The following is a 26693-nucleotide window of genomic DNA, read 5'->3' as shown; positions in this document are numbered from 1 at the left end:
TGTATGTAGCTGCATCGAGGTGCTAAGCCCCCTTTCTCAGAAGACGGAAGAGAACGGCCCAACGGCTCGTTCGAGAGACCTCGCGCCGACGTCTCCGAGCATCGACGCTCAGTGAAGTCGGCCTCCCGACTCGTCGAATATCCAGAACTTGTCCTGTTCGATCGTCAGGGAGAGCGCTTCTTGCTCCGGCGTAACCGTGTTCTGCGGCACGACCGCTCGAATCTCGCGCCCCTCCACGTCGAGATAGATCGTATCCCGGTCGCCCTGCGGCTCGACGAGTTTGACGGTTCCGGAGAACAGTTCTTCGCCGGGCTGTGCGACGTGGATATACTGCGGTCGAATGGCGAACGTCACCGGCTCGCCGTCGGTGAGAGCGGCGGGGAGTTCGGCGTCGAGCGGGAGCGAGAACAGGTCGTTTTCGAGGACGAACCCGTCGGGCGACCGCGAGAGGCGACTCTCGATGGCGTTGACCGAGGGAGAGCCGATGAACTCCGCGACGAACTGGTTCACCGGTTCGTTGAACACCTCGTACGGGGAGCCGATCTGTTGGATGATTCCGCCGTCCATGATGACGATCCTGTCGCCGATCGCCATCGCCTCCTCCTGGTCGTGCGTGACGAACACCATCGGCGTTTCGAGACGCCCTTGGAGCTCTTTGATCTCCGTCTGCATCCGCTTTCGGAGCTTCGCGTCGAGCGCCGAGAACGGTTCGTCGAGCAGGAACGCCGCCGGCTCCATGACCATCGCCCGTCCAAGGCTCACGCGCTGCTGTTGGCCGCCCGAGAGCGAACTCGGCTTCTGGTCGAGTTTGTCCTCGATGCCCAGCATCTTCGCGATATCCTCGACGCGCTCTTTCTTCTCGGCTTTCGAGAGCTTCGTGGACATGTCGAGACCGAACTGGAGGTTCCCCCGGACGCTCTTGTGGGGAAACAGCGCGACGCTCTGGAAGACGAACGCGAGGTTCCGGTCTTTCGGCTTGACGCCGGTCATGTCGATCCCGTCGATGATGACTTCGCCGCTGTCGGGGAGTTCGAGCCCGGAGATACACCGCAGCGTCGTCGTCTTCCCACAGCCCGAGGGGCCGAGGAGCACGACGAAGTCCTCGTTATTGATCGAGAGGTTCACGTCTTCGCACGCGACGATCGAACCGTTGTCGAACGTCTTGCGGAGGTCGGTGATTCGGATAACCGGCTCGCTGGCTCGACCGGTGTCGTCCCGTACCTTCCGCTCGGATTCGTCGCTGACGACCTCGTTCATACGTATCTCTCCATGCTAATCGGTCTCGAAGCACACGAATAAGCGTTTCGTCCGTGGCGTTCGCTCCGATCGGCCGTGCGTTCGGAATCGCTCGCCTCGTGATGCCTCGGGAGACGGCCGAACAAGGTGGCGTTCACGGGCCGAACGCCCCCCTGAGTCCCTTCTGCGCGACGAAGTAGAGGATCGCGGGCGGCGTCCCGATGATGAGCGCCTGCGCCATCAGCATCGACCACGGAATGCTCTCGCCCTGCCCGGAATGCAGGGTCGCATACAGTTGTACGATCGCGGGTTGGACCCCGCTGCTCGTGGTGAGCAGGTTGGCGAACAGGAACTCGTTCCAGCCGTTGAGGAACGCGAGGAACCCGACGGCGATGAGCGCAGGTTTCGCGATGGGGAGGATGACTCGGACGAACGCACCGAACTCGGTACAGCCGTACACCTGCGCCGCCTCCTCTAAGTTCTCGGGGAGCTTGCTGAAGTAATCGCGAAGAATCCATATCGCGAAGGGGGTGATGAAGATCTGGAACGCGATCCAGAGACCGATATAGGAGTCGTAGAGACCCCACTGGAGCCACCGCGCCGTAATCGGAACGACGAGCACGATAGAGGGGAACAGCAGCGAGAGAATGATCGCGTAGAACACGAACTGCTTGCCGACGAACTCCTTGCGACCGAACACGTACGCGCCCGGAATCGTGATGACCAGCGCGATGAGCGCGGTTCCGACGGAGATGACGAGGCTGTGGAGGAGTCCCTCCTGCAGTTCGGCGAATCCGATCGACCACCACTCCAGCGTGGGGTTCTCCGGGAACCACGCGGACGGATTCGAGAACAGTTCGCTGGTCGGCGTGAACGCGACCGACACGACGACCAACAGCGGTATCACGATCAGCAGCACCAGCGCGAGGATGACGCCGTACACCGCGGCCTTGAAGACGACGTCTTCGAGTTGCAGCCCCGACCGCGAGCCGCTGATGGCGTCGATGCTCAGTCTCATGTCATACCTCCGGTATCGGCGTTGCGCTCGAACGATCTAATGTAGGGGACGACGAAGAGCATCGTCAGGAGCACCAGAACCACGCCGACGCTCATCGCGAGTCCGAAGCGCTGTGAGCCCTCGGTGAATCGGTAGACGAGAATCCCGAGCACGGACGTATCGAAGCCGGGTCCGCCGCCCGTGATCTGGAGCGGTTGGCTGACTTTGGTGAGGTTGTAGATAGTTCGCAGGCTGACGGCGACGAGAATCGCACCCTTCAGTTGCGGGAGCGTGATGTGGAAGAACGCCTGGACCTTGCTCGCGCCGTAGACGCGTGCGGTCTCGTACTGCTCTTCGGGAATTCCGTCCAGCGACGCCGTGAGGATGATGAACACGAGCGGCCAGTACGCCCAGGTCGCCGCGAACATGATTACGGCCATCGCGGTGTTGCCTTGCGTGCCCCAGTAAATCGTCTGGTCGAGGATCCCGAGATCCACGAGCAGCGGCAGGATCGGACCGAGGTCAGGGTGCAGGATGAACACCCAGAGCGTCCCGGACACCAAGCCCGGAATCGTGTACGGGATGACGAACAGCGCGCTGATGTAGTCGCGGAAGCGAGCGTGTTTCACCGCGACGGCGGCGACCAGCGCAATCGCCAACTGGAAGAACGTGACCAGTCCGAAGATGAGCGTCGCTCTGACCGAGGTCCAGAACGTGTCCCAGCCGAGGATGTACTGATAGTTCTCGAGGCCGACCCACTCCCGCCGACCGAGGAAGTCGAACGAGTGAAAGCTCATCCAGATGCCGTCGAGCAGCGAACCCCAGACGAGCACTCCCATGATGAGGAGGACGGGCGCCAGCATACTGTACGTCAACCAATCGCGACTGAAGGCCGCTCGCGTGTGATCGAGACGCTCTCTGGCGACGTCCAGTTTCACTCTTACAGTCGACATGAGGTTGGGTGTGTCATGGGTTGTGTATCGCTGATTCCGCGCGGGCCGCGGCGATCAGATCAGAAGAACTGATCGCGCGCCTCCTGTGCGGCTCGGTCGAGCGCCTCGCTCGCGGTGATCTGCCCCTGGAGCGCCTGCTGGATGTACCCCGGCATGATCTCTCCTTGGATCTGTCCGAAGAAGGGAGCCGCCTCCTGGATGTAGTAGCCCTCCTGGTCGGTGATGCAGGTGTTCGTCGCCTCGATGATCTGCGTTTGGTCGTAGCCCGCCGGGTCGTCGACGGCCGCCCTGATGTCCTCGGGGGTGACGTCGTCGCGGATGTTTGCGCCGCCGATGGTGCTGAACATCGTTCGCTGGAACTCCATCGAATGATAGAGGTAGTTCTCGAGCAGGTCGGCGGCCGCTTCGTGCGCTCGGTCCCACTGGGCTTCGTCCGCGCCGTCCGGCGGATTGATGAAGACGACGCCGTCGCCGCCCGTGATCCCTCGCGACCCGGATTCACCCTTCCACGCCGGCCCGAAGACGAAGTCGCCGTTCATGACCTGGTCTTCGGCGTTGGCGAGCAGGTCCGCGTAGGTCGCGGCGGGCACCTGCGTCATGCTCGCTTCGCCCCTGATGAGGAGTTGGGTCCCGTCCTCGTCGGACATCGAGACCGTCCCCGGACTAGAGAGTTCGTGCTCGACGTGAAGCGAGACGAAGTTCTCGTAGGTCGTCTTGATCGGCTCGCCGTCGATCTGCGTGTCCGTCCAGTCCTGATTCAGGATTTTCCCCTCCTGTCCCGCCTGTGCGACCGGCCAGTCTTCGGTACAGGTGTCTGTGACGTCGCCCGAGGAGCCGTATATCTGCCAGCCGTACTTCCCCGGCCCGTCCGCTTGAAGCGCCTCGGCGATGCGAACGCTGTCCTCGAAGTCGGTGGGCGGGAAGTCGCTTTCCGGGTCGAGCCCCGCCGCTTCCAAGTGGTCTCTCCGGGCGAGGAAGAGTCGCGGCGGCTCGCTGCTGAACTTGAACTCGTGAGCGATGCCGTCGTAGCCACCGTACGCCTGCTCGCCGAGGGGGTCCATCAGCCACGACGTGCGGTCGAGGAGTTCGTCGCTGAAGAGGTCTCGATACTCCGGGAACGGCTTGGCGATACCCAGTTCGACGAACGGTCCGACGAATCCGGACACCTGGTCCATGATGTGGGGGCGCTCTCCCTCCCGCGCGAGGGTGAGCCAACGTTGCCCCGGATCGCCCGCCGAGTAGTTCACTTCGACCGTCGCGCCGGTTTCGTCCTCGAACCTGCTGATCGCGTTCTTGATCGATTCGGACGCCCTGCCCGAGTTGTTGTGGAACCGGTTCCAGTACCGAATCGTGAGACCCTCGTACTTCGGTCCGGTCGAACCGGTGGTCGTCCCGCCGCTTCCGCCGCCGTCAGTTTCGGTGTCGCCGCCGTCGGTGTTCCCGTTACCGGTGTCTCCGCCGTCACCGCTGCCCGCACAGCCGGCGATTAGAGCGACGCTCGACGCGCCCGCTCCCTGTAGGAATCGTCGCCGACGCACGTTTCCGCCGCTCCCGTTTGAGGTGCTATCTTGTGTCATGACTCACGTTCATAACGGTTGCTCCTGGTGCATATATACCTATCTATTAATCATTGGGTACGGACAGTCATGTCGCTTCTCAGCACAGAGAGCCGCGCCGACTCCGACCGGATGTGGACGCAGAGCCGTCCTAGTGGGTCTCTTCGTCCACCAGCACGACGCGAGCGACTCGTCGTGGACCCGTACGATACCAACACTTAATATGAGGATACTGCTTAGGAGAGCTGAATGTAATGACACGAGCAGACACGCTTCGATTCGAACCGGAAGTACTCGAACAGTTCGCCGAAAACCTCCTCGGGGCAGCGGGTCTCACCGCGCCGCACTGTGAGACCGTCGCGAAGGCGCTCGTCCGTGCGGACCTCCGCGGGGTCGACTCGCACGGCGTCGCCCGACTCGAACCGTACGTCGAGCACCTCGAGGCGGGCGGATACAATCCGGATCCGGAGATCACCCTCGATCAACGCGGTCCGAGCGCGTTAGTCGTCGATGCGGACCACGGCCCGGGACAGAGCGCGGGAACGGAGACGATGCGACGGCTCATCGAGATGGCGGCGGAGACGGGCGTCGCGGTCGGCGTCGTCAGACACAGCAACCACTTCGGGACCGCGGCCTACTACACCGAGATGGCGGCCGAACACGGCTGTATCGGCTTCGCGATGACGAACGTCCCCGCCCAAGTGATTCCGTTCGGGGGGAAACAGCCGTACCTCGGAACGAACCCGATATCGGTCTCCGTTCCGTCTCCGCTCGAGTACCCCATCACCCTCGACATGGCCACGAGCGTCGTCGCGATGGGAAAGATCGACCACGTCGCGGCCGAGAAAGGAGAATCGGTGCCGGAGGAGTGGGGCGTCGACGCCGAGGGGAACCCGACCACCGACCCGAACCAGATTACGGCGCTCAGACCCCTGGGCGGACCGAAGGGGTACTGTCTCGGAGTTATCGTCGACCTCCTGAGCGGCGTGCTGTCGGGTGCGAACATCAGCGCCGACGTGGGGTCGCTGTACGACGAGTACGACCAGTCGATGGATCTCGGTCACTTCTACCTCGCGATTGACGTCGCTCGCTTCAGGGAACTCGACGCGTTCCTCAAGCACGTCGGCCGGTTCATCGAGGGGCTGAAAGCCGTCGAAACGGAGGACGGGGTCGAAGAGGTGATGTTACCCGGCGAAATCGAATCGAAAGCGCTCATCGCCAACCGCGAGCGCGGCGTGCCGGTCAACGGGAGCGTCTTCGAGAAACTGACGGCGATCGGAGCGGAGTACGGAATCGAGGCGCCGTCGACGCTCGGGTGATCAGAGGGCGTTTCTGGTGAACCCGCCGTCGACGAACAACACTTCTCCCGTGGTGTAACTCGCCGCGTCGCTGGCGAGATACACCGCGGACCCGACGATCTCTTCGCGGCGGGCGACGCGGCCGGTCAACGCGCGCTCGTCGATGCCGGCGCGGAGTGCCGTTCCCTCGCCGTACGCTTCTTCGGTGAGCGGCGTCATCACGAACCCCGGTGCGATGGCGTTCACCCGCACGTCCGGTGCGAGCTCTCGGGCCGCACACCGCGTCAGCGCGTTGATCCCGGATTTGGCCGTACAGTACGGCATCAACCGGGCGCGTGCGAGGTCCGCGGACATCGACGAGATGTTGATGATGCTGCCTTCGGTCATCTCTCTCGCGAACACCTGACACGAGCGGAAGACGCCCGTGAGAAGCACGTCGAGGACGTGGTCCCACTCCGCGTCTTCGAGGTCGAGAAACGGCTTGCGCGCGGCGGCCGCACCGGAGTTGACCAGCACGTCGACGTCCCCGAACTCCGCGAGGACCGCCTCGCAGAGCGCCTCGATGGAGTCGCGGTCGGTGAGGTCACACGACTGTTCGAGCGTTCGAGCCCCGTAGGATTCGATCTTCCTCGCCGTCTCCGCGACGGCCGAGTCGGTTCGGCTGGTCGCAACGACGTTCGCTCCGTCCTCGGCGAACGCGAGTGCGATGGCCTCTCCGATGCCGCTAGTGCCGCCGATGACGACTGCGGTCTTTCCGCGTACGGTAACAGGTGGATAATCAGGCATAGTGTGGGTCGGTTTCGAGTACCTCGGCATAGACGGTCGAGACGGGCGTTCGTCTCCGGCGGCTACCGCCGCTGGAGCGTGCTCACGTTCTTTTCGTTCGGTTTTCGGGTCAGTTCGAGCCCGTCGATCTTCCGGATGACGAGTTCGCTCAGGATGTGCACCTCACAGCCGTCCTCAATGTGACCGGCCACGGTCTCCTCGCCGTTGTAGGCGACGAGGTGAAGATGCGGCTTCCCGTCCGCGATGGCGCCGTCGATGGTCCCGATCTCCCACGCGCCGTCCAAGTTCAAGAACGTATTTCGCTTTGCCTTCTCCGCCGGGAAGTCGGTCGTGGGGACGTAGTGGAAGTTGAGGTTCCGGAACGTCCCGATACCCGAGACCACGACGCCGGAGTCGACGTCGTGTTTCTCACACGCCTCGGTGATCGATTCGAGGGCTAAATCGCCCGGCTGGAGTAGTACGAACACGTGTCCGTCGTCTGATTCAAAAGTTTCCATTGGTAGTCTCCTACGGCCTCACTGTTGCCGGGAGAGTATATAATGATTGTGGGGTCCGTTAACAGTCCTACGTACAGACGCCCGGTAGATGGACTCTACTAGCCACTGACGGAGGGCGAGAGTCTTGCGAACGGTCCTCCCCTCTCGCGAACTCCGCGAAACAGGTCACCGACCCGATAAGAGTCAGCAAAATTACCAGTAACGTTTTATGTAAATCCAGCGATGAGGTGGTATGCGGTACTATCAGCTAGCGGAGCAGGGACACGTCCAGCGATTCGTGGTCGAGACCGACGAGGGAGTGTTCGATTTGACGTCCGCACACCCCGGTATCACGGAGTTCAGTGAACTCGCGCAGGCCGCGTCCGTATCCGGTGCGTCGATGGCCGAACTCACTCGTCGCCAGATCGACTCGGCCGACACTGTCCCGAGCAGAGCGCTCGTGGAGGACCGACTGCTCCCCCTCGTCCCGGACGAGATCTGGGCTGCGGGGGTGACGTACGAGATCAGCGAAGAGGCGCGGAAATCGGAGAGTTCGATGGCGGAGGTCTACATCGACGTCTACGACGCCGACCGCCCCGAGATCTTCTTCAAGGCGACCCCCAGTCGGACCGTCGGTCCCGACGAGGCCGTCGGAATCAGGGGCGACTCGGATTGGAACGTCCCCGAACCGGAACTCGCCGTGGTTCTGTATCGAGGAGAAATCGTCGGCTACACCGTCGGCAACGACGTTTCGAGCAGGTCGATCGAGGGACGCAATCCCTTGTATCTTCCACAGGCGAAAATCTACGATCGCTGTTGCTCGATCGGCCCGTGCGTGGTGGCCGCCGAATCGATCGAGAACCCGCACGACCTTCGGATGTCGATGGAGATCGCGCGAAGCGGCGAGACGGTCTTCTCGGAGTCGACCTCGACGGCCGAGATGGTCCGGACGGACGAAGAACTCGTCCACTACTTCACCGCCCACAACGCGGTACCGGAACTCGCGGTACTGATGACCGGTACGTCGCTGGTTCCCCCGCAGGAGTTCACGCTGGCCGAAGGCGACGTCGTCTCTATCGACATCGAGGACATCGGCACGCTCGTGAACCCGGTCGTGGATGTTTAGTCGAAGTCCCCCTCTCCTCCGGGTTTTTGCGCCGATCCGCCAGTACACTCGCCGAGAACCGGACTGTGCGGCGGCAGCCGAGAGATAGTTTTCGGAGGATTGCGCGTCTTCCGACGCGAAATCGAACCACTGCGGCCGTCTCCCCCTTGTACTGGATGCCAACGGCCATAGCCGCTTCGAGACGATCGTGTCGTTCCCGCAACAAACCCGTCCCACAATGCTGAACAGGCGCACGACAATGTGAAATCCGCCACCGGCCGGTTGTTTCGATACACGGTACGCCCGTCACGAAGTGGGCATTACAAACATAATACTGTAATTCGCTTGCGGCTCGAATCCTGAACAGCGTGCTACAATGCCGAACATCGCAGAGAACGACGGCGCACGCGCCGATACTGAACCGATATCCGGCAATAGTGGACGGACGGCGTGATGAGCGCACGATTCTCCCGATTAGCGTAGACCGTTCAGCAGTATAGCACAGAGCTATATCTATCGCAATCGTTAGTGATTGTATGACACAGAAAGCCAAGAACGGGGTGAAGTCGGTGGAGATCGCGTTCAGTATCCTCGATGCGCTGATGGAACTGGACGGAGCCGGAAGCACCGAGCTCGCGGCGCACTTCGGCATGCCGAAGAGCACGATTCACAACTACCTCAGCACGCTGCTGCAAGAAGAACTCGTCGTGAAAGAGGAGTCGAAGTACCACGTCGGGATTCGGTTTTTAGAGTACGGAGCCTACGCTCGCCAGCGGTCGAACATCTTCGAGATCGCGACCCCCGAGGTGGACAAGCTGGCCGATTCGACCGGTGAACTCGCGAACCTCATGGTCGAAGAGTACGGCCGCGGGTCGTATCTCCACCGGGCCCGGGGGGCGAACGCGGTCCGCGTCGAGTCGCACGTCGGAACGCGCGTGCCGCTTCACAGCACCGCCCTCGGAAAGACGATTTTGGCGAACTTAGACGAGTCGAGAGTCGAAGAGATTCTCGATACTCACGGGCTCGAACCCGTGACCGCGAACACCATCACCGACCGGGAGACGCTGTACGAAGAACTCGAAACGATCAGGGAACGGGGGCTGGCGTTCGACGACGGCGAGCGCATCCGCGGACTCCGATGCGTCGCAGCGCCGATTCTCAGCAACAACGACCGCATCCTCGGTGCGGTGAGCGTCTCCGGTCCGTCGAACCGCGTTCAGGGCGAGTACCTGGAGGAAGAACTCGCCCAGAAGCTTCTCGAGACGGTCAACGTCATCGAATTGAACGTCACCTACGCGTGAGAACGTCGGCCGGCGGACGCGTATTTCGAGGAACGCACTCGCCCCACTAGGTGTCAGCGTGGGCGCGGTGCATGGCGAGTAGTCCCTGCAGGTAGCCGACGGCGTGCGCGCGACCCCGGTGGTCCCAGTTGGAGTCGCCTTCCACGTGCGGGACGTGGTCGGGGATGACCATGCCGCGGAACCCGACGTCGTCGAGCAGTTCGAGAATCCGAGCGGAGTCGTAGTTCCCCTGATCCACGAACGTCTCGTTGAATCGGGGAACGGTCCCCTCAACGTCTCGGAAGTGGACGTAGTACAACTTCCCTCGGGACCCGAAGTAACGAATCGCGGATTCGAGGTCCTCGCCCATCTCCGACCAACAGCCGAGACAGAACTCCAGTCCGTGGGTGTCGCTCGGCACGAGGTCCATCGCGCGCCGGAAGTTTTCGAAGTTTCGGAAGAGTTGCGGGACGCCGCCGAGCGAGTCCACGGGCGGGTCGTTCGGGTGCAGACACAGTTTCACTCCGACTTCCTCGGCGACCGGCAGGACCGCACGCAGGAACCGCTCGTAGTTCTCCCAGAGTTCCGCTTCGGCGTACTCCCGTCCGTGAGTGAGGTCGTCGTCGACCGCGTCGAGGTCGAACCCCGACGCCCGGGCGCCGCCTCTGACCGCCACCTCGGCGTTTCGCCACACCCCGCTCGGCATCCAGTGGTAGCCGAACATCGGAATCCCCGCCTCGCCGATGTTCCGCACGATCCGTCGGAGGTCGTCGAGTTGTTCGTCGCGCCGGTCGCCGCCCAGCATGACGTGGTCGTAGAACGCGATAGGGACGTTCTCGATGGCGTTCAGTCGGAGCCCCGCTCGCTCGATCCGCTCTCGGAGTTCGACGAGCGCCTCCACGGTCCACTCCTCGGGGGTGGCGAGGAGCGGCCGGTCCTCGTTGGGAAGGTGCGGGTAGTCGGGCGAGTACCGATACATGTTGAGTAATACGTCGTCGACGCCGAGTTGTTTGATGAACCGGAGGCGGTCGTCGGTCGGCTCTCTGAACTGCCCGAGTCCGATCCGAAGGGGTAGTTCGTCGAACGGCGAATCGGCTGTCTGACTCATGACGGTCCACTCGCGCAGCGACGGAATAAGCGTATCTTCGACGAGAGGATCAGCGCTCGCCGTCGCGCGCGGCTTCGAGCAGCCCCCGCATGTAGCCGATGGCGAACAGTCGTCCCTTCGTGTGATACCCCGGATTCGAGTTGTCTTCGCCGACCATCGTCGGGACGTGGTCCGGTCGCATCGGAACGTCCTCGTCGACGTGCTCGACGTAGGCGCGCATCGCAGCGAGCATGTCCGTCGGTCCGGCGTCGTGCCACGTCTCGACGAACTGGTCCGCGTCCCCCTCGACGTCGCGGAAGTGCACGAAGTGGATGCGGTCGGCGAACCGTTCGATCGCCGCCGGGATGTCCGCGCCCATCGCCGCAAAGTTGCCCTGACAGAACGTGATTCCGTTCAACGGGCTGTCGTAGCTTTCGAGGACGCGGTCGTAGGCGTCGACGGAGGTGACGATGCGCGGAATCCCTCTGAGTTCCGAACGCGGCGGGTCGTCCGGATGGAGCCCGAGTTTGACGCCGGCCTCCTCGGCGACCGGAACGACTTCCGCGAGGAAGTGTTCGAGCGCCTCCCAGAGTTGCGCTCGGTCGACCCCCTCGTACCCTGATGTCGGGGGGTGCTCCGCCGTGTCGTCGGCGTCGTACGCCGTCACGTACGACCCGCCTCTCGCCGGCACGTGCGCGCGCGTTCGCGCCCATCGGACGCCGACCATCCAGTCGTAACACACCACGGGGATACCGACGGACCCACACGCCCGCAGGAACCGTTTGAACGTCTCGATGTCTTCGTCGCGTCCCGGTTGACCGAGGCGCACGCGGTCCGAGATGGGGACGGACCCTTCGAGAACTGCGAACTCCAATCCGACCTCCGCGAGCCAGTTGTCCAAGCCCAAGAGGTCGTCGTACGTCCACTGAGTCCGTCCGTCGCCGATTTCGAGCGGGTGGATGACGGCTTTCTCGACGCCCAGTTGAGTCGCGAGATGCCATCGGTCGTCCGGGGTCGGCGGCAGGATAAGTGCTGGTTCGACCATAGGTGGCTTCTGCGGGCAGCTATCAAATAACCCACCGTCGAATGGGGCCGGCTACGTGCGGTGATGGGTCAAAAATATCCCTCCGCTGAGCGTACACGACCGACTGTGGATGCTCAGCACTACACTCTACACGCGGTCTCGCCCCCGTCGCGATCACGCGGTAGGTCACTAATCGCTGTCTCTCCGCTAGCACAACTATCGTGCCGGTTCTATTTTTATCTGTGGGGGTTGTCTGCCCATATTAGTAGATATATTCCTGTGTTTCCTTATTTGACTGTGAGATAGGCATGCACTACGGTAAGAAGAGGCAGTACATGGGTCGAGTTCCGAATACAGGAATGGATTCGGGTACGTCTGGGTTAGCTCACCGCACCGATAGCGACGCGGTAGTCACAGCGACTTTGTCGATACGGGCTGAGGAAGGGTGCATGGGCGTGACGAAACACGATATCCGAAACGGAATCCGGGGGGGCGTCGGGCGGTTCAAACGAGACGTCACCGCGCCGTTTACGAAAGAGGAACTCGGGGCGCTGTGTGCGCATCTGGACATCGCCGCGACAGACACGCCGGTCGAGTCGACGCAGACGATGCGTCGACAGATCCGCGTCGCCGCGGGCGTCGCCGACAACGTCGAAACGGCGGACGAGGGCAACTTCTCGAAGGCGGAACTCGAAGCGATCGCCGAGGCGATCGGCGTCGAACCCGTGGCCGGTGACGAGCCCGACCCGTTGTACTGAGCGAGCGGAGACGACGGGCGTCCGCGCCGGCCACGACGCGTTCGTTCCCGTCGAGGAGTCCCAAATCGGGCGGAACAGCCGCGTGAGTGAACGTAGGAACAGCTATTATTGACGGCCGCTGAGACTGATTCGCACTAACTCCCACCGCACAGAGGCACCCCAACTGCGAGACCGTGTGGGAGTTAGTTCCGTTTCCGTCGAGGTAGACGCGCCGTTCGTCGCACGTCTTCACGGACAGCCACCGCGTACGGCGGGAGACCGACCCGTTCCTTCGAGGACCGGAAGTCGTTCTGCCACGAGACCTATCTGAACCCCGATGCCAAGTCACGTCCGTGACCGAGAACCTCCTGCTCTACGGTGCGTACGGCTACGCCGGGTCGCTGATCGTGGAGACCGCCGTCGAACGGGGCTTCGAGCCGATACTGGCCGGTCGCCGAGCGGAACCGCTCGAAACGCAGGCGACCGAGTTGGGACTCGACCACCGAACGTTCAGTCTCACGCATCCGAACGTCGTCGAGAACCAGGTCGCCGACGCCGACGCAGTCCTGAACTGCGCCGGTCCGTTCTCCTCGACCGCCCGACCGCTCCTCAACGCCTGCTTGGAAACGGGGACGGACTACCTCGATATCGCTGGTCGGTACGACGTTCTCGAGGAGACCGCTCAGCGTGACGAGGAGGCGGCCGACGCCGGCATCACGCTTCTGCCGGCCGTCGGCTTCGACGTCGTGCCGACGAACTGTCTGACGAGCTATCTCGCCGAACGGGTCGAGGACCCGACCCACCTCCGCGTGGCGATCGACGGCCTCGGCACCTTCTCGCCCGGAACGGTGAAAGCCATCCTCGAACAGGCCGGTGAACCCGGAACGGTCCGCGAGGACGGGCGGCTTCGGAGCGTCCCGCTCGCGTGGAAAAGCCGCGAGTTCACGTTCGAGGGCGAAACCAAGTCGGCCGTGACCGTCCCCTGGGGGGAAGTCTCGACGGCCTACCACGCGACGGGTATCCCGAACGTCGAGACGTACGCGACGGTCCCCGAGTACGCGCAGACGGCGATGAAGCGGGCTCGCGGATTCGCGCCGGTTTTCGGCTGGGACCCGCTCCAGTCGGCCCTGCAAGCGGCGGTCGACGCCGTGGTCGAGGGCCCGACCGCGGCCGAACGCGCACAGAGCATCAATCGCATCGCCGCCGAAGTCGAGGGGGCGGACGGCGACACCGCGTCGGCCGGCCTCCGGACGCCCGACACGTACGACCTCACCGCACAGACCGCCGTCGACGCCGCGGGACGCGTGCTCGACGGTGACGTCGACGCCGGATTCCACACGCCGAGTGCGGCGTTCGGCGCGGACTACGTGCTCGAGTTCTCCGGCGTCGAGCGAGACGACACCGAAGAACTCGCGTAAGCGGGGGGCGTTCACGTCACACCGCAGAGTCCGAGGAGGACCTCAGGCGCTCTTTACCAGCACGCGGTGGACGGAGACGTGCAGGTACTCGAGTTCCGAGAGCGTCGAATCGTCCGTCAGCGTGTTGTCGAGGCCGCGGTCGTAGTGGACTGCGCCGTTCTGTCCGGCGGTCAGGTTCCCCGTCATGACGAGGCCGTAGACGTCGCCCTGCTTGACGTAGAGGTACCCCGACCCGGTCTCGCCGGCCGGCGCGAAGATGACGCCGTCGAACGACGCCGGATTTCCGTTCGACCCCGCGACGGTCGCGCTGAAGTGACTCGGGCCGAAGACGACGAGTCGGTCCGCTTTCTCGCCGGGGACGTGGACGCTCGAGGACTTTCCGACGTGGAAGTGCACGTCTTTCGACCCCTCGCCCGTCACTTGCGCTCTCGTCGTGGCCTCGCTCGCGACGACGATGTGGGCGGTACCGTCGCCCACGACGTGCACGTTCCCCGCGTCGAGATTCACCCAGTCGCGGACCGCGACTCTGACGTTTCCGTCGGTCGTGTTCAGGACGAGCGTTTCGCCGCCTTCGAGGTTGAGATTCTCGAGGTAGTAGTCTCCCGGTCCGAGTTCGCCGGTCGCTCCCGGGATCGAGAGTTCATTGTCGGTGATGTACGGGGTCTCGTCGTTGTCGGCGTCGGCTCGGATGCGGTCCGTGTACGCCTGCACGAAGCTGTCGACCGGAGCGACGCTCTCGATGCCGTCTATCCTCGTCACCGTCCCGCTGATCTTCGACCGCGCCGCCGCGTCGGGTTCGGGTTCGTCGGTCCACTGGACGTCGCCGCGTATCTCCGAACTCCCGTCGACGTCGACGATGCCGCCAGAGGTGACGTCTCCCTCGATACGGGAGTCACCGGTGGTATACACGTCACCGGAGATTCGCATCGACCCGTTGGCGGACTGCGTGGCGGCGTAGTCTCCTTGCGTCGAGTCGTAACTGTCGACGTAAGCTCCGTTCCCCTCGACTCGGAGTTCACCCGTCCCGGAGGTGGCGACGATCCCCACGTCGTACTTCCGAACGTCGGGTAGCGCGAAGAAGACCACCGTCACCGTGTCGGCGTCGTGGTCGTACGTCACCACGCCGTCCGTGCTGTCCTCGAAGTACCGCCCCCAGGCCTCGTAGTAGTCGCTCTGGACGGTGACCACGACCCGTCCGCTCTCGAGTTTGTTGTGCAGGTCGCGGCTCCGGTCCGGGAACGCCCGCGTCGGCGCGCCGTTCTTCTGTACGTACGCGCGGTCGGTCAACCCCGCGTCGCCGTCGACGGAGACGACGGGTATCGTCAGCGTCCCCTCGGTGTAGTGGAACTCCGGACGCGAGAGCATGGCCGTCCCCTCGCCGTCGGCGCGCCAGATACCCCCGCCCTGGTACGCGACGGTCGTCTCGCCGCGCCGGTAGAAGACGCTCCCGAGCGATTCGTTCACGACCTCCGTCGGCGCGCCAGACTCGGGACGGAGAGTGACGCTGAGCCAGCCGTCGTCGGCGGCGTGGGCGTGCCCGAGGCTGTCGAGGTTCGCGAAGTCGACCTCTTGGACCGACGACCCGCCGAGGGCGACCTGACTCGCGCGCGCGTCGAACTGGTCGAGGCCGCGTTCAGCGTGGGAGACGGCGGCGACGTCTTCCTGTCCGCTGATGGCCATGCTCCCGTAGACGACGAGCGTGCTCGACGCGAAGACGACGACGGCCGTCAGAAGGATGAATCCGAGAACCTCGGACTGCCCCCGGTCGTCGCGCGTTCGTCGGCGCTCGGTCCCGCTCACGGACGGTCGGACGCGACGAGTGAATCGGCGTCGGATCCCGCCCCTGTCTGTATCAAACTGTCGCTGCGTGGGTACGTTGGGTAGCATCGTAATATGAGTGGGACCGAATGTCGTTCGCGTCACGCGAACAGGCGGTCGGAAGGCTGTGCGTCGAAGGGTCGTTCGGGGTTTACTCCACCACGTACTCGGCGAGGAGCACTTCGCGGTCGCTATCGGGGTCCTGCCAGACGATGGTGATGACGTCGTTCGGACTCGTGTTATCGAATTTCTTCGTGTCACCGGTGGTTAGAACACCGACGTCGCCGCCGTCAGCGCCCGTCGTTTTAGCAACTACTTCACCGGCCACAAGCTTGTCTCCGCCCTTGTGGACCACGGTAACAGTAACGTTGTCGGCTCCAGTACCGCTCTGCTTGAAGGCGAGCTTTGTCTGCGGCGCGTCCGCGCTGTCGGCGTCGACGCCGAGGGCGACGTAGCCGACGACACCCGCGAGGATGACGGTCATGGCGATCAGCAGTGCGACACCGAGGACAGGGGAGACTGCCCGGTCGTCCGCGCTGAACCGCTCAGGGATTTTGAAGAACTTCATTTTTATTCCACCACGTACTCGGCGAGGAGCACTTCACGGTCGCTGTTGGGATCTTGCCAAACGATACTGACAACATCGCCAGGGTCGACAGCGGTCGCGACTTCTGTTTTGGAGCCGGTTGCAACGTCCCCTGAAATAGTCATGGGAGTACCCGTACCTTCCACTTTCGCCACGACGTTAGCGCCATCAAGGACAGGACCGCCCTTGTGGTGCATGTAGACCTTATCGACACTGGACACAGTTTCCTCTGTGAACTTGAGACTCGCGCTGGGCGCGTTCGCGCTGTCGGCGTCGACGCCGAGGGCGACGTAGCCGACGACACCCGCGAGGATGACGGTCATGGCGATCAGCAGCGCGACACCGAGGACAGGGGAGACTGCCCGGTTGTCCGTTCGGAAGGCTTCGAATAGCTTCATGGTTGGTTTTTTACACACCGCACACGGCCGGACGGAGACGACAGCGGAACGCACCCAGACGAGCGGGTGTGACCCCGCCCCCCAGTTACCACCCGGGCGTGGACGCCGTGCGCCCCACCCCAGTTCGCGTTCGAGTGTTGTCGTCCTGTTCGGCTCATCGGTGTGGTTCCCTCGATGGCAGATACCACCATTGTAATTGAACTTATAATTTTGTTAGAACTACACGTTTAGCTCACCGCGGCGGCTGTACGTGATTGATTAACATCCCTCAATCACGGCTTTCGCCGCTCAATGGGTCGTTACATCCCGTTCAACCCCGATACACGGGATTTTCGCTGTCGGCCTGATTCGACCGCACGATCCGTCCAGTGGCTTCGTACGTGCGCGAACAATTCACACGATTCTAACCGGTGCACTACCCGACGGAATCGGATGTGTAACAATACGGACGTTCTTCGTAGGTCCTCTCACGCATGCGAGACAACACGACGATGCGACGGGACCGGGACGACTCACGCACCCCGGCGGAGGTCGGCGCATGACCGATCGATTCGAGACGGGCATCGAACTGCTCGACAGAAAACTGCGCGGTGGCGTCCCCCGCGGGAGTCTCACCGCCGTGCTGGCACCTCCCGCCAGCCAGTCCGAACTTCTGCTGTACGAGATCGCAACGGCTCGGCCGACGCTGTACGTCAGTCCGGTGCGCGCCGCCGACGACGTCGACGCCGCGATGGTCGGGTTGCGGCGGGCCCGCGACGACATCGTCGTCACGTCCGTCGACCCGACCGAACCGGAGATGGTCCTCCGATTGCTCGAGGCGCTGCCCGACGCGTCGACGCTCGTCGTCGACCCGATGGAGGTGTTCGAGGCGCTTCCGTCCGCACGGTACTGGTCGTTCTTGAACGACCTGCGCGACGGTCTCGACGCGGCGAACGCGGTCGGATTCCTCCACTGCCTGAACGGCCGGCGGGTCCCGTCACAGCGCGACACGACTGAGTACGTCGCTGACTTGGTGTTCGAGCTCTCGACGGAGCGGCGCGGCGACGTCGTCGAGAACTTCCTCACGGTTCCGAAGTTCCGGGGCGGGCAGGCGCTCGAAGACGTCATCAAGCTCACGCTGACGACCGACGTCGACGTCGACGTCAGTCGAAACATCGTCTGATTCGATTCCTCTCTCGCCGTCCTTGTGACCGTTTAACAACCCGTTTCGTTCAGTTATTCTTACTATTACAATCTACCTACATGTCGCCTCCGTAGTAGGGACGCTGAGACGACTGCGGTCGGACCGGCGTCCGAAGAGAGCTATGGACACGAACATTCGAAAGCAGCTCCGTGCGGGGGATTCAGCGTTTCTGAGTCGTATCGCGCGAAGCGAACGAGAGGGAGGGGCGTATCGACCCGGTACCGGGGTGGTGCCGACATGACTACGGACTCTCGGTGGACGGACGTCCGCGAAGACGAGGAAGTACCCGTCACCGTCGGCGCGTACACCTGGGCCCAGTTCATGCGGGAACACGGGTACGGCGAAGACGTCGCCGCGGCCTACCGCGACGTGAAGACGGACTCGAAGTCAAAATCGAAGTCGAAGTCGAGCGGCGGGTGGTTCGGGCTTCGGTCCGGTGATCGGACGTCGCCGTCCGCGCCCGACTGGAGCGCCGTGGCGTTCGACCCGGCCGAGTGGCTCGGGTTCGACCCCGAGGAACTCCCCGGCCGTATCGAACTGGCGGCGACCCGAGCGAAGGCGTTCCGCGGGTGGTTCGTCCGGTTGATCGAGAACACGCCCGTCACCAAAGGCGAGTACACGTGGGAGCACTTCAAGTGGGAGTACTACTACGAGGACGGCAGCCTCCCCCGCGAGGAGGGCGAGGTGGTGCCGTTCCGTCCCGAAGCGCACCTCGGATTCGACCCGGACGCGTTCGGCGACAGACTCGACCACGGCGCGGACGCCGCCCGCGACGTTCGCACGCTCATCGACAGACGGACGGTCAACGTCCACCCCGAACTCGACGAGGACGTGTTCTTCTCGACGCTCGAGGGACACACGACGCTGGTCAACCGCTACGACCTGGAGAAGGCGGTGTCGATGGAGAAGAAGGGTCACTTCTTCGAGGTCGAGCGGTACTGGGTGGACAAGCCCTACTCCTTCGTCGTTATCTTCCACTCGCTGCGGGAGAACGAGAAGAAGTACTACCTCGTTTCGCCGTACCGCAACGAGATTGAACAGTCGCTGATGCGGTTCCTCTCGGGGAAGCTTCGTACCGCCATCAAGTACTCCGACGACGACGTCATCGTCCGCGGGCCGGACGCCGACAGAGAGCGGGTTCTCGAACGCGAGACGCACCGACTCCTGAACCGCTACGACCTGTACGGTGACGGCAGTTCGCTGCTCTCGAATCCCCGCCGACGCATCGAGGAACTGCTGCGCCTCCTCGACGACGACAGCACCTTCGAGACCGAGACGCAGGGGGAACTGGACGGCATCGCGGCGCGCCCCGAACCCGCCGTGCTGGCGGAGGACGCGGACACGCTGACCGAGTACCAGGTGCACAAACTGCTCTACTTGCTGAAGCGGAACTTCCTCGGCTACGAGCGCATCGACGGCGTCAAACACGACATCAACGTCGAGGACATCTCCTGCGACGGCTACAACTCGCCGGTGTTCGTCTACCACACCGACTACGAGCAGATCATCACGAACGTCGAACACGGGGAGGGCGAACTCGACGACTTCGTGATCAAACTCGCCCAGCGCTCCGGGAAGGGTATCAGCCAGCGCCGCCCGCAGGTCGACGCGACCCTCCCCGACGGCTCCCGCGCGCAACTCACGCTCGGAAAGACCGTCTCCGGGCACGGGACGAACTACACCATCCGGCAATTCAAGGACGTACCGTTCACGCCGGTCGACCTCATCAATTGGCACACGTTCTCGCTCGAGCAGATGGCGTTCCTGTGGCTCTGCATCGAGAACAACCGGTCACTCATCTTCGCCGGCGGGACCGCCTCCGGGAAGACCACCTCGCTGAACGCGGTGTCGCTGTTCATTCCGAACAACACGAAAATCGTCTCCATCGAGGACACCCGAGAGGTCGAACTCCCGCAGCGAAACTGGATCGCCTCCGTCACCCGCCCCGCGTTCGGGACGAGCGACAAGGGCGACATCGACGAGTTCGACCTGCTGGAGGCCGCCCTCAGACAGCGCCCCGACTACATCGTCATGGGCGAGGTCCGCGGCGAGGAGGGACGAACGCTGTTCCAGGTGATGAGCACCGGCCACACGACGTACACCACCTTCCACGCCGACAGCGTCGGTGAGGTACTCAAGCGCTTCACGACCGAACCCATCAACGTCTCGAAGTCGCTGTTCACGTCGCTCGATCTCGTCTCGGTCCAGACCCAGACGCGGATACAGGGCCGGAAGGTGCGTCGGAACAAGTCGCTCACCGAGATCAACCACTACGACGCCGAGAACGACGAGATCAACGTTCAGGACGTCTACCAGTGGAGCGCCGACTCCGACGAGTACGAGACGATGGGGAAGTCCAACACCCTTCAGAAGATCAGATTCGACCGCGGGTGGGACACGGAGACGCTCGAACGCGAACTCTACAAGCGACAGGCGGTCCTCGCGTACCTCGTCGTGAACGGCCTCAACGAGTACACGCAGGTCGCGGCGACGCTGCAGGGTTTCCTCAACGACCCCGACGCCATCCTGACCATGATGTCGAACGGGACCCTCGAGGACCACCTCGGCGAACTCCGAAAGATGGAGAGCGTCGTCATCGACGTGGACCCCGAGAAGGAGGCGCTCGTCCCCCGTCCCGACCCGGACGTGAAGACGTACGAACGGGCGCGGGCGTTCCTCGACGGCGCCGAGACGGACCTGTTCGCCGACTACCGGAACAGAGAGCCGAGGTCGCTCGCGACGATTCTCGCGGACATCTCGGACTCGGAGAACGTCATCGCGGAACCCGGTCAGCGAGAGCGACTCGCGGACATGTTCCACGGCGCGACGCTGCTGGGGTCGGACGACGGACCGACGGCTACGCCCGCCAGCCCCGCGGACGCGGAGGGCGACCCCGTGCAAGCCGTCAGCGACGGCGGCACGGACGCGGACGCACGCGACGGTGCGGAGACGGACGACGAACGGCGCGGAGACGAATCACGGACTCGATAACTCATGAAGTACACCTACGCAACCTTGCTGCTGAACGAAACCGGCGCTGAGATCAACGAACAGAACCTGTCGGCCGTCCTCGAGGCGTCACAGACGGAGTTCTCCGTCTCGCGGGTGAAAGCGGTCATCGCGGCCCTCGAAGACGTGGACATCGACGAACACGTCGCCGCGGCACCGACGGGCGACGACGGCGGCCACGACGACCACGTCGAGGAGGAGACGGCGGACGAACCCGTCGCCGACGAGCCGACCGACGCGTTCGATCTGGTCGCGGTCGACGACGGGGACGCCGAACCGCCGGCGACCGACGGCGGTCTCCCGACTGCGCACGCAGAACAGACCGACAGCGACGACCCGACCAAAGGTAGGTAAGGGGTTCAGATGAGCACTGGCTTCGTCGAACGCGGGGTCTCCGAGCGAACGATGGAGGCGTTCGGAGATACGTTCTACCCGCTCTACCGACGGCTGTTCGGGTCGGACAGCGACTTCGCCGCCGGCGTCGAGCGGAAGCTGGCGGAGTCGCGGATGCCGTACAACGTGGAGATGTATCTCTCCGTCGCGCTGGCGGTCGGGACGGCGTCGGGGCTCGCGCTCTGGTTCGCCGGACTGGTCGTCGGCTACGTGCTGTTCGTCAGCAACCTCGTCCTCCTCGGGCCGGTGCTCGACGTCTCCGTCTCGAACCCGACCGTCCTCGCGACGATAGAGACCGTTCGGGTTCCCGCCCTGGTCGTCGTGACCGGCCTCGTGTTCGGGTCTCTCGGGTTCGGGACCGGGTTCGGCACCACCGTGCTCGTGCCCTACCTCCGATCGAGCGCCCGACGCCGCGAGATCAACCTCCTGCTTCCCGACGCCGTCTCGTTCATGTACGCGCTCTCGATCGGCGGGATGAGTCAACTCGAGATATTCGAGGCCATCGCGGACGCCGACGACACGTACGGCGAGGTGTCCCGCGAGTTCCGGACGATCATGCTGGAGACGGAGTACTTCGATACCGACTACCGGTCGGCGATACGCAAGCAGGCGTTCGAGACGCCCAGCGCGGAACTGAGTCAGTTCCTGACCGACATGTTGTCGGTCATCGACAGCGGCGGCGACATCACCCGCTTTTTCGACGACAAGAAGGCGCTGCACTTCCGCACCGCGAAGCAGGAACAGGAGGACATCCTCGAAACGCTCGAACTGTTCGCGGAGGTATTCGTTACCCTCTCGCTGTTCCCGCTCCTGCTCATCATCGTCCTCATCGTGCTCAGCATGCTCGGCGAGGGACAGGAGATCGTGCTGTACATCACGGTCTACCTCCTCATCCCCATGTTCGGCGGCGTGTTCATCGTCATTCTCTCGACGATCACGCAGGACGAACTCGGAGACGGCGTCCTCCGGACGAAAGAGCGGGCGTACCTCGCCGAGGACGAGTTGAGCCACGGGCTGTTCGGCGGCGGCTTCGTCGACCAGTTCACCGGCCGATTCAGCGTCTTCGACCGCATCGCGCGCCGAGAGGGGAGCTTCCAGACGCTGCAAATCGTCAGGCGCCCCCACCTGTTCCTGCGGGACAACCCGACCTACACGCTCGCGCTGACGGTTCCCGCCGCCGTGATGCTCGTCGGCGTGGCCGTCCTGACCGGGTCGGCCCCGACGACGTGGGACGGCCTCGTCGCCGAACCCATCCGGGGGACGTTCGTCTACATGTACCTCCCGGCGTTCGTCGTCGGCATCCCCGTCGTCGTGTTCTACGAGTGGAACGTCCGCTCGCGGTACGGCATCCTCGACACCCTCTCGGAGACGCTCCGGAAACTGGCGAGCGCGAACGACACGGGTCTCACGCTACTGGACTCGGTTCGGACCGTCGTCGACACGTCTTCGGGTCGGCTCTCCGAGGAGCTGGAGATCATCTACACGAAGAGCAGCTACGGGATGAACATCTCCGAGTCGTTCATCGTGTTCAACAACAAGTACCGGCTCCCGGCCCTCGCGCGCACCGTCAAGCTCATCACCAGAGCGCAGGAGGCCTCGGGGCAGATTTCGTCGGTGCTCACGACGGCCGCACAGGCCGCGGAGAACCGCGACGACATCGAACGCGACCGACGGTCACGGACGCGCATGCAGGTCGTCATCGTCGTGATGACCTACCTGACGCTCCTCGGCGTGATGGCCATCCTGAAGGTGCGCTTCATCGACGTGCTCGCGCAGTTGGCGTCCCAACAGGGGGCCTCGGGCGCGAGCCGGTCGTTCATGGCGAGCATGGACGCGTCGCTCCTCTCGCTGCTGTTCTTCCACGCCGTGACGCTGCAGGCGGTCGTCACCGGCCTCGTCAGTGGCTACGTCCGCGACGCGCGACTGCTCTCGGGGGCGAAGTACGTCGTAGGACTGCTCGTCGTCTCCCTCCTCGTCTGGGGCGTGGTCGGATGACCCGACCCGACGATGTGGCCGTCGCGACGACGCGAGACCGGGGACAGACGAACCTCGACTTCCTGCTCGGAATCGTGGTCTTTTTCCTCGCACTGTCGTTCGTCGTCGCGAGCGCGCCGCAACTGATCGCGCAGTACGACGCACAGGAGACGCCGCTGGTCGCAGAGCGCGCGTCGACGGCGCTCGCGGACTCGCTGCTGGTCGAGTCGGGTGCGGGCGCCCCTGGAACGCTCGACGTCGAATGTACCGGCGCGTTCTTCGCCGGGTCCGGCGGTACCGGATGCCCCTTCTCGACGGGCGGCGAACTCACCGACATCGTCGGCGTCCACGAGACCTACAGCGTGAACGTCACCCTGCAGTGGGACGTGACCGGTGACGCCGAACTGGACCCGCTGTGCTACAACGACGGCGACGTCGGCGCGTGCGGGACGGATCGTCTCGCCGTCGGTCCGGACGTTCCACAGGCCCACCGGTCGGCGGCGACCGAACGCCGAACCGTCCTCGTCGGAGACCACCCCGCGGTTCTCGAAGTGAGGGTGTGGTGAGATGACCGACCGCGCACAGACGTTCACGCTGGAGTCGGTGACGGCGGCGGTGCTCCTCGTGGGGACCGTCATCTTCGTCACGCAGGTGGGCGGCGTCACCGCGCTCACGGCGAGTACGTCGAGCCAACAGGTAACGGAAGCACAGTACGGCGTCGCCGTGGGCGTTCTCGACGCCGCGGCGGCGGACGGCGCCGTTCGGGCCACCCTGCTCTCTTGGGACCCCGACGACAGTTCGTTCCACGGCACGGGCGACTACCGTTACTCCGTCAACGGCGAGATGCCGACGGCGTTCGGCACGTTGCTGAACGAGTCGTTCGCGGGGTCGGGATACACGTATAACGTGAATGTAGTCCACGTCGACCCGACGACGAACGAACAGCGACGCGTTCCCGTGATCAGACAGGGAACGCCGACCGACGACGCGGTGCGAGCGGGACGGACGGTCACGCTGTACGACGACGACGTGTTGCTCGACGCATCGGGCGCCGAGACGGAGACGACGCTGACCGAGGCGTCGTCGTTCCACGTCCCCGACGCCGTCGACGGTGACGGTCCGATATACAACGTCGTCCGCGTGGAGGTGGTCGTATGGCCGGTCTGAGCACGCGGCTTCGAACCGAACGCCACGACCACGACCGCGGCCAACTCCTCCTCGTGGGGGCGTTCTCCCTGGCCCTCCTCGTCGTGGCGCTGGCGATGATCCTGAACGGCGTCGCGAGCGGGGAAGCGCTGGCGACCGACCGGACCGACGTCCACGACGCTCGCGACGTCGTCCGGTTCGAACACAGCGTCCACCGCGGCATCGGCGGCGCCGTCGAAGTACTCAACCGGCGGAGCGACGGGTCGTACGCCGACCTCGACGCCGCGCTCACGGACTCGGTAGGCGACTGGGACGAGACGGCCGCCCGCGGTGGCGCCGCGGAAAGTGTCGACCTCTCCGTCAAACTGATCGATTGGGAACGCGGGACCAGCATCGAACAGCGCGGCGCTCGCACCTTCACCGACGCGAACGCGACCGACACCTGGACGCTCGCCTCGGGGGTCGAGCGGACCCGCGCCTTCGAGATGAACGTCTCCCGGGCGAACCTCTCCTCGTCGTGCACGCCCGAGTGCTTCGCCGTCGTCGCCGACGACGGAAGCGACGCGTGGCGCGCATCGTTCACGCAGACGGGGTCGGACATCGACGTGACCGTCGAGGGCCCGACCGGGACGAAAACCTGCAGCGTCTCGGGCGCGTCGGCGGTCGTCGACCTCTCCTCGGGGACGGTGGCCGACGGGACCTGCTCGTTTCCGCCGTTCGCCGACGGACTCGCCGGACCGTACGACGTCGTCTACGAGAGCGGGACGCGGGCAGACGGAACGTACCGGCTGGTCGTCGACGCGAACGAGTCGGCCGTGACGGGTCCGAGTCCGGACCGGTACGACGACGTCGGACCGACGACCTCGCCCGCAGTCTACGCCGTCACCGTTTCGGTGGCGTACCAGACGCCGCAGTTGGCGTACGCGACCGAACTACGGGTCGTCCCGGGTGAGACCGATGCGTGACCGCGCCTCGACGACCGCGCTGAACTACGTGCTGCTCCTCGGCATCGTGGCGATTCTCGTCTCGACGCTCGTGGTCGGCGTCGGCGACCTCGTGGTCGACCAACAGGAGCGCGGCGTCCGGTCGCAACTCGACGTGGTCGGGAACCGACTCGCGGCCGACGTCGCCACAGTGGACGGCGTCGCGCGGCAGACCGACGGAACGGTCCGTCTGCGAAGCGACCTTCCCGACCGCGTCGTCGGAACTCCCTACACCGTTACCGTCGAATCGACCGGCGACGACAGCTACCGACTCACGCTGCGGAGTTCCACCCCCGACGTCGTCGTTTACGTTCCGTTCCGGTCTGAGACGACGGTGGCGGAGGGGACGGTCCGCGGCGGGCCGATCGACGTCGGGTACGATCCCACGACGTCCTCGGAGGTGACGCTCCGTGACCGATAGAGCGCAGGCGGAGACGCTCGGGTTCTCCACCGTCTTCGGACTGGTCATGCTGATGATCGTCGTCGTCTCGCTCGTCGTCTACCCGGCCATCGAAGACGTCCAGAACTCCCAGCGCGTCTCGAACGTCGAGCGCGGGATGGCGGCGTTCGCGGGCAACGTCAACGACGTGGTCGGGAACGACGCTCCGCGTCGGTCGACGGGGTTCCGACTCGACGGCGGCCAGTTGGCTCTCGGCGACCCGGTGACGGTGACGGTGACAGGCGACGCGTTCGACGAGACGTACGAGGTCCGTCCGCTCGTCTATCGAAGTGACGACGGGACGGAACTCGTCTACGTCAACGGGGCGGTCGTCCGCGACGACGGGCACGGGGTCGTGATGCTCACCGAACCACGACTCCAATTCTCGGACCAGGGCGTCGTCCTCCCCGTCGTCCGTCTTGACGAGGCGACGGGACCGGCCGCCGTCGGCGGGTCGACCAGGGTGGCGACGGTTCGGGAGGCGACGCGCGTCGCCGTCGCCGACCGGACGCCGCAACGTGTCTCTATCACGATAACGTCGCCCCGCGCGGACGCGTGGCAACGGACGCTCGAATCCGACGCGGGCGCGACGTGTGGGTCCGTCTCCGGCGAGACGCTCACCTGTACGGTGGACACACAACGGGTGTCCGTCGTCGTCGTCGACGTCGACGTCTCGTTCGAGTGAACGGCCGGTCCCCGGACACCCGGTGTGGACGCTCTCACCGTACTGTTCGCCGTCGACGCCGATGTCGACTTGTCGACGGCGAGTGCGGCGTTCGCCACTCGGTCGGAGGCCACGACCGCCGGATGT

The 26693-nt window shown here is 64.2% G+C and carries 24 protein-coding genes and 1 pseudogene; 14 read left to right on the top strand and 11 right to left on the bottom strand.

What is annotated here, in order from left to right:
- Positions 1-108 precede the first annotated feature (108 nt).
- The 4 genes from NDI76_RS15690 to NDI76_RS15675 all read right to left on the bottom strand — a co-directional run bounded on the left by NDI76_RS15690 (position 109) and on the right by NDI76_RS15675 (position 4763).
- The gene (locus NDI76_RS15690; protein WP_310925074.1) at positions 109-1257 is read right to left on the bottom strand and encodes an ABC transporter ATP-binding protein; all 1149 of its coding nucleotides are present in this window, start codon (positions 1255-1257) and stop codon (positions 109-111) included.
- 133 nt (positions 1258-1390) lie between these two features.
- Positions 1391-2254, bottom strand: coding sequence for a carbohydrate ABC transporter permease (locus NDI76_RS15685; RefSeq protein ID WP_310925073.1), 864 nt, complete (start codon positions 2252-2254; stop codon positions 1391-1393).
- Complete coding sequence (locus NDI76_RS15680; protein ID WP_310925072.1) at positions 2251-3186, bottom strand: carbohydrate ABC transporter permease; 936 nt, start codon at positions 3184-3186, stop codon at positions 2251-2253. The genes NDI76_RS15685 and NDI76_RS15680 overlap by 4 nt, the downstream gene beginning before the upstream one ends.
- Positions 3187-3245: 59 nt before the next feature.
- Positions 3246-4763, bottom strand: a complete 1518-nt coding sequence (locus NDI76_RS15675; RefSeq protein ID WP_310925071.1) for an ABC transporter substrate-binding protein — start codon at positions 4761-4763, stop codon at positions 3246-3248.
- Positions 4764-4996: 233 nt separating this feature from the next.
- Between NDI76_RS15675 and NDI76_RS15670 the strand changes: the two genes are divergently transcribed.
- Complete coding sequence (locus NDI76_RS15670) at positions 4997-6061, top strand: Ldh family oxidoreductase (protein WP_310925070.1); 1065 nt, start codon at positions 4997-4999, stop codon at positions 6059-6061.
- On the opposite strand, the gene NDI76_RS15665 is transcribed toward NDI76_RS15670, so the two are convergent.
- Together NDI76_RS15665 and NDI76_RS15660 are read right to left on the bottom strand one after the other, a co-directional pair.
- Positions 6062-6826 (bottom strand): SDR family NAD(P)-dependent oxidoreductase, encoded by a 765-nt coding sequence (locus NDI76_RS15665; protein WP_310925069.1) that lies wholly within the window; start codon positions 6824-6826, stop codon positions 6062-6064.
- Positions 6827-6888: 62 nt separating this feature from the next.
- Positions 6889-7293 carry a PPC domain-containing DNA-binding protein gene (locus NDI76_RS15660; RefSeq protein WP_310925068.1) on the bottom strand — a complete coding sequence of 135 codons (405 nt, stop codon included), beginning with the start codon at positions 7291-7293 and terminating at the stop codon, positions 6889-6891.
- Between the two features lie 262 nt (positions 7294-7555).
- Between NDI76_RS15660 and NDI76_RS15655 the strand changes: the two genes are divergently transcribed.
- Together NDI76_RS15655 and NDI76_RS15650 are read left to right on the top strand one after the other, a co-directional pair.
- Positions 7556-8428, top strand: coding sequence for a fumarylacetoacetate hydrolase family protein (locus NDI76_RS15655; protein WP_310925067.1), 873 nt, complete (start codon positions 7556-7558; stop codon positions 8426-8428).
- A 515-nt stretch (positions 8429-8943) separates the two neighbouring features.
- Entirely contained in the window at positions 8944-9708 is a 765-nt protein-coding gene (locus NDI76_RS15650) for an IclR family transcriptional regulator (RefSeq protein WP_310925066.1), read from the top strand.
- Between the two features lie 46 nt (positions 9709-9754).
- On the opposite strand, the gene NDI76_RS15645 is transcribed toward NDI76_RS15650, so the two are convergent.
- Positions 9755-10795 (bottom strand): mannonate dehydratase, encoded by a 1041-nt coding sequence (locus tag NDI76_RS15645; RefSeq protein WP_310925065.1) that lies wholly within the window; start codon positions 10793-10795, stop codon positions 9755-9757.
- A 49-nt stretch (positions 10796-10844) separates the two neighbouring features.
- Positions 10845-11819, bottom strand: a complete 975-nt coding sequence (locus tag NDI76_RS15640) for a mannonate dehydratase (RefSeq protein WP_310925064.1) — start codon at positions 11817-11819, stop codon at positions 10845-10847.
- 428 nt (positions 11820-12247) lie between these two features.
- Here NDI76_RS15640 and NDI76_RS15635 point away from each other — a divergent pair, with 428 nt between their 5' ends.
- Positions 12248-12556 carry a hypothetical protein gene (locus NDI76_RS15635; protein WP_310925063.1) on the top strand — a complete coding sequence of 103 codons (309 nt, stop codon included), beginning with the start codon at positions 12248-12250 and terminating at the stop codon, positions 12554-12556.
- A 332-nt stretch (positions 12557-12888) separates the two neighbouring features.
- Entirely contained in the window at positions 12889-13953 is a 1065-nt protein-coding gene (locus NDI76_RS15630) for a saccharopine dehydrogenase family protein (protein WP_310925062.1), read from the top strand.
- Between the two features lie 42 nt (positions 13954-13995).
- On the opposite strand, the gene NDI76_RS15625 is transcribed toward NDI76_RS15630, so the two are convergent.
- From NDI76_RS15625 to NDI76_RS15615, 3 genes are all read right to left on the bottom strand, one after another.
- The gene (locus NDI76_RS15625) at positions 13996-15753 is read right to left on the bottom strand and encodes a DUF7289 family protein (protein ID WP_310925061.1); all 1758 of its coding nucleotides are present in this window, start codon (positions 15751-15753) and stop codon (positions 13996-13998) included.
- A gap of 169 nt (positions 15754-15922) precedes the next feature.
- Entirely contained in the window at positions 15923-16339 is a 417-nt protein-coding gene (locus NDI76_RS15620; protein ID WP_310925060.1) for a type IV pilin domain-containing protein, read from the bottom strand.
- A gap of 2 nt (positions 16340-16341) precedes the next feature.
- Entirely contained in the window at positions 16342-16755 is a 414-nt protein-coding gene (locus NDI76_RS15615) for a type IV pilin domain-containing protein (RefSeq protein ID WP_310925059.1), read from the bottom strand.
- Positions 16756-17293: 538 nt separating this feature from the next.
- On the opposite strand from NDI76_RS15615, the gene NDI76_RS15610 reads away from it, so the two are divergent.
- The 9 genes and pseudogenes from NDI76_RS15610 to NDI76_RS15570 all read left to right on the top strand — a co-directional run bounded on the left by NDI76_RS15610 (position 17294) and on the right by NDI76_RS15570 (position 26567).
- A complete protein-coding gene (locus tag NDI76_RS15610; RefSeq protein WP_310925058.1) occupies positions 17294-17917 on the top strand; it encodes an RAD55 family ATPase in 624 nt (207 codons plus the stop codon).
- Positions 17918-18175: 258 nt separating this feature from the next.
- Positions 18176-20917: pseudogene (locus tag NDI76_RS15605) on the top strand (type II/IV secretion system ATPase subunit); the annotation flags it as partial.
- 15 nt (positions 20918-20932) lie between these two features.
- The gene (locus tag NDI76_RS15600; protein WP_310925056.1) at positions 20933-21301 is read left to right on the top strand and encodes a P1/P2 acidic ribosomal protein; all 369 of its coding nucleotides are present in this window, start codon (positions 20933-20935) and stop codon (positions 21299-21301) included.
- A gap of 9 nt (positions 21302-21310) precedes the next feature.
- Positions 21311-23335 carry a type II secretion system F family protein gene (locus NDI76_RS15595; RefSeq protein ID WP_310925055.1) on the top strand — a complete coding sequence of 675 codons (2025 nt, stop codon included), beginning with the start codon at positions 21311-21313 and terminating at the stop codon, positions 23333-23335.
- Positions 23332-23880, top strand: coding sequence for a DUF7287 family protein (locus tag NDI76_RS15590; protein WP_310925054.1), 549 nt, complete (start codon positions 23332-23334; stop codon positions 23878-23880). Before NDI76_RS15595 ends, NDI76_RS15590 begins: the two co-directional genes overlap by 4 nt.
- 1 nt (position 23881) lies before the next feature.
- Positions 23882-24481 (top strand): DUF7288 family protein, encoded by a 600-nt coding sequence (locus NDI76_RS15585; protein ID WP_310925053.1) that lies wholly within the window; start codon positions 23882-23884, stop codon positions 24479-24481.
- Complete coding sequence (locus tag NDI76_RS15580) at positions 24469-25425, top strand: hypothetical protein (protein ID WP_310925052.1); 957 nt, start codon at positions 24469-24471, stop codon at positions 25423-25425. Before NDI76_RS15585 ends, NDI76_RS15580 begins: the two co-directional genes overlap by 13 nt.
- On the top strand, positions 25418-25864 hold the full coding sequence (locus NDI76_RS15575) for a DUF7266 family protein (RefSeq protein WP_310925051.1): 447 nt from the start codon (positions 25418-25420) through the stop codon (positions 25862-25864). The genes NDI76_RS15580 and NDI76_RS15575 overlap by 8 nt, the downstream gene beginning before the upstream one ends.
- Positions 25854-26567 (top strand): DUF7289 family protein, encoded by a 714-nt coding sequence (locus tag NDI76_RS15570; protein ID WP_310925050.1) that lies wholly within the window; start codon positions 25854-25856, stop codon positions 26565-26567. The genes NDI76_RS15575 and NDI76_RS15570 overlap by 11 nt, the downstream gene beginning before the upstream one ends.
- Positions 26568-26693: the final 126 nt, after the last annotated feature.

Origin of the sequence: Halogeometricum sp. S1BR25-6, from assembly GCF_031624495.1 — an archaeon.
Lineage (GTDB): Archaea > Halobacteriota > Halobacteria > Halobacteriales > Haloferacaceae > Halogeometricum > Halogeometricum salsisoli.
The sequence above is the reverse complement of the archived record's forward strand: the minus strand, read 5'-3'. Positions and strand labels throughout refer to the sequence as shown.

What these genes read in the sequence shown, in the direction of transcription:
- NDI76_RS15650 (WP_310925066.1), top strand. Translation starts at nt 8,944, where the DNA reads ATGACACAGAAAGCCAAGAACGGGGTGAAGTCGGTGGAGATCGCGTTC.
- NDI76_RS15600 (WP_310925056.1), top strand. Translation starts at nt 20,933, where the DNA reads ATGAAGTACACCTACGCAACCTTGCTGCTGAACGAAACCGGCGCTGAG.
- NDI76_RS15670 (WP_310925070.1), top strand. Translation starts at nt 4,997, where the DNA reads ATGACACGAGCAGACACGCTTCGATTCGAACCGGAAGTACTCGAACAG.
- NDI76_RS15665 (WP_310925069.1), bottom strand. Translation starts at nt 6,826, where the DNA reads ATGCCTGATTATCCACCTGTTACCGTACGCGGAAAGACCGCAGTCGTC.
- NDI76_RS15590 (WP_310925054.1), top strand. Translation starts at nt 23,332, where the DNA reads ATGACCCGACCCGACGATGTGGCCGTCGCGACGACGCGAGACCGGGGA.
- NDI76_RS15635 (WP_310925063.1), top strand. Translation starts at nt 12,248, where the DNA reads ATGGGCGTGACGAAACACGATATCCGAAACGGAATCCGGGGGGGCGTC.
- NDI76_RS15690 (WP_310925074.1), bottom strand. Translation starts at nt 1,257, where the DNA reads ATGAACGAGGTCGTCAGCGACGAATCCGAGCGGAAGGTACGGGACGAC.
- NDI76_RS15610 (WP_310925058.1), top strand. Translation starts at nt 17,294, where the DNA reads ATGACCGATCGATTCGAGACGGGCATCGAACTGCTCGACAGAAAACTG.
- NDI76_RS15580 (WP_310925052.1), top strand. Translation starts at nt 24,469, where the DNA reads ATGGCCGGTCTGAGCACGCGGCTTCGAACCGAACGCCACGACCACGAC.
- NDI76_RS15640 (WP_310925064.1), bottom strand. Translation starts at nt 11,819, where the DNA reads ATGGTCGAACCAGCACTTATCCTGCCGCCGACCCCGGACGACCGATGG.
- NDI76_RS15645 (WP_310925065.1), bottom strand. Translation starts at nt 10,795, where the DNA reads ATGAGTCAGACAGCCGATTCGCCGTTCGACGAACTACCCCTTCGGATC.
- NDI76_RS15675 (WP_310925071.1), bottom strand. Translation starts at nt 4,763, where the DNA reads ATGACACAAGATAGCACCTCAAACGGGAGCGGCGGAAACGTGCGTCGG.
- NDI76_RS15575 (WP_310925051.1), top strand. Translation starts at nt 25,418, where the DNA reads ATGCGTGACCGCGCCTCGACGACCGCGCTGAACTACGTGCTGCTCCTC.
- NDI76_RS15655 (WP_310925067.1), top strand. Translation starts at nt 7,556, where the DNA reads ATGCGGTACTATCAGCTAGCGGAGCAGGGACACGTCCAGCGATTCGTG.
- NDI76_RS15615 (WP_310925059.1), bottom strand. Translation starts at nt 16,755, where the DNA reads ATGAAGCTATTCGAAGCCTTCCGAACGGACAACCGGGCAGTCTCCCCT.
- NDI76_RS15680 (WP_310925072.1), bottom strand. Translation starts at nt 3,186, where the DNA reads ATGTCGACTGTAAGAGTGAAACTGGACGTCGCCAGAGAGCGTCTCGAT.
- NDI76_RS15595 (WP_310925055.1), top strand. Translation starts at nt 21,311, where the DNA reads ATGAGCACTGGCTTCGTCGAACGCGGGGTCTCCGAGCGAACGATGGAG.
- NDI76_RS15620 (WP_310925060.1), bottom strand. Translation starts at nt 16,339, where the DNA reads ATGAAGTTCTTCAAAATCCCTGAGCGGTTCAGCGCGGACGACCGGGCA.
- NDI76_RS15585 (WP_310925053.1), top strand. Translation starts at nt 23,882, where the DNA reads ATGACCGACCGCGCACAGACGTTCACGCTGGAGTCGGTGACGGCGGCG.
- NDI76_RS15685 (WP_310925073.1), bottom strand. Translation starts at nt 2,254, where the DNA reads ATGAGACTGAGCATCGACGCCATCAGCGGCTCGCGGTCGGGGCTGCAA.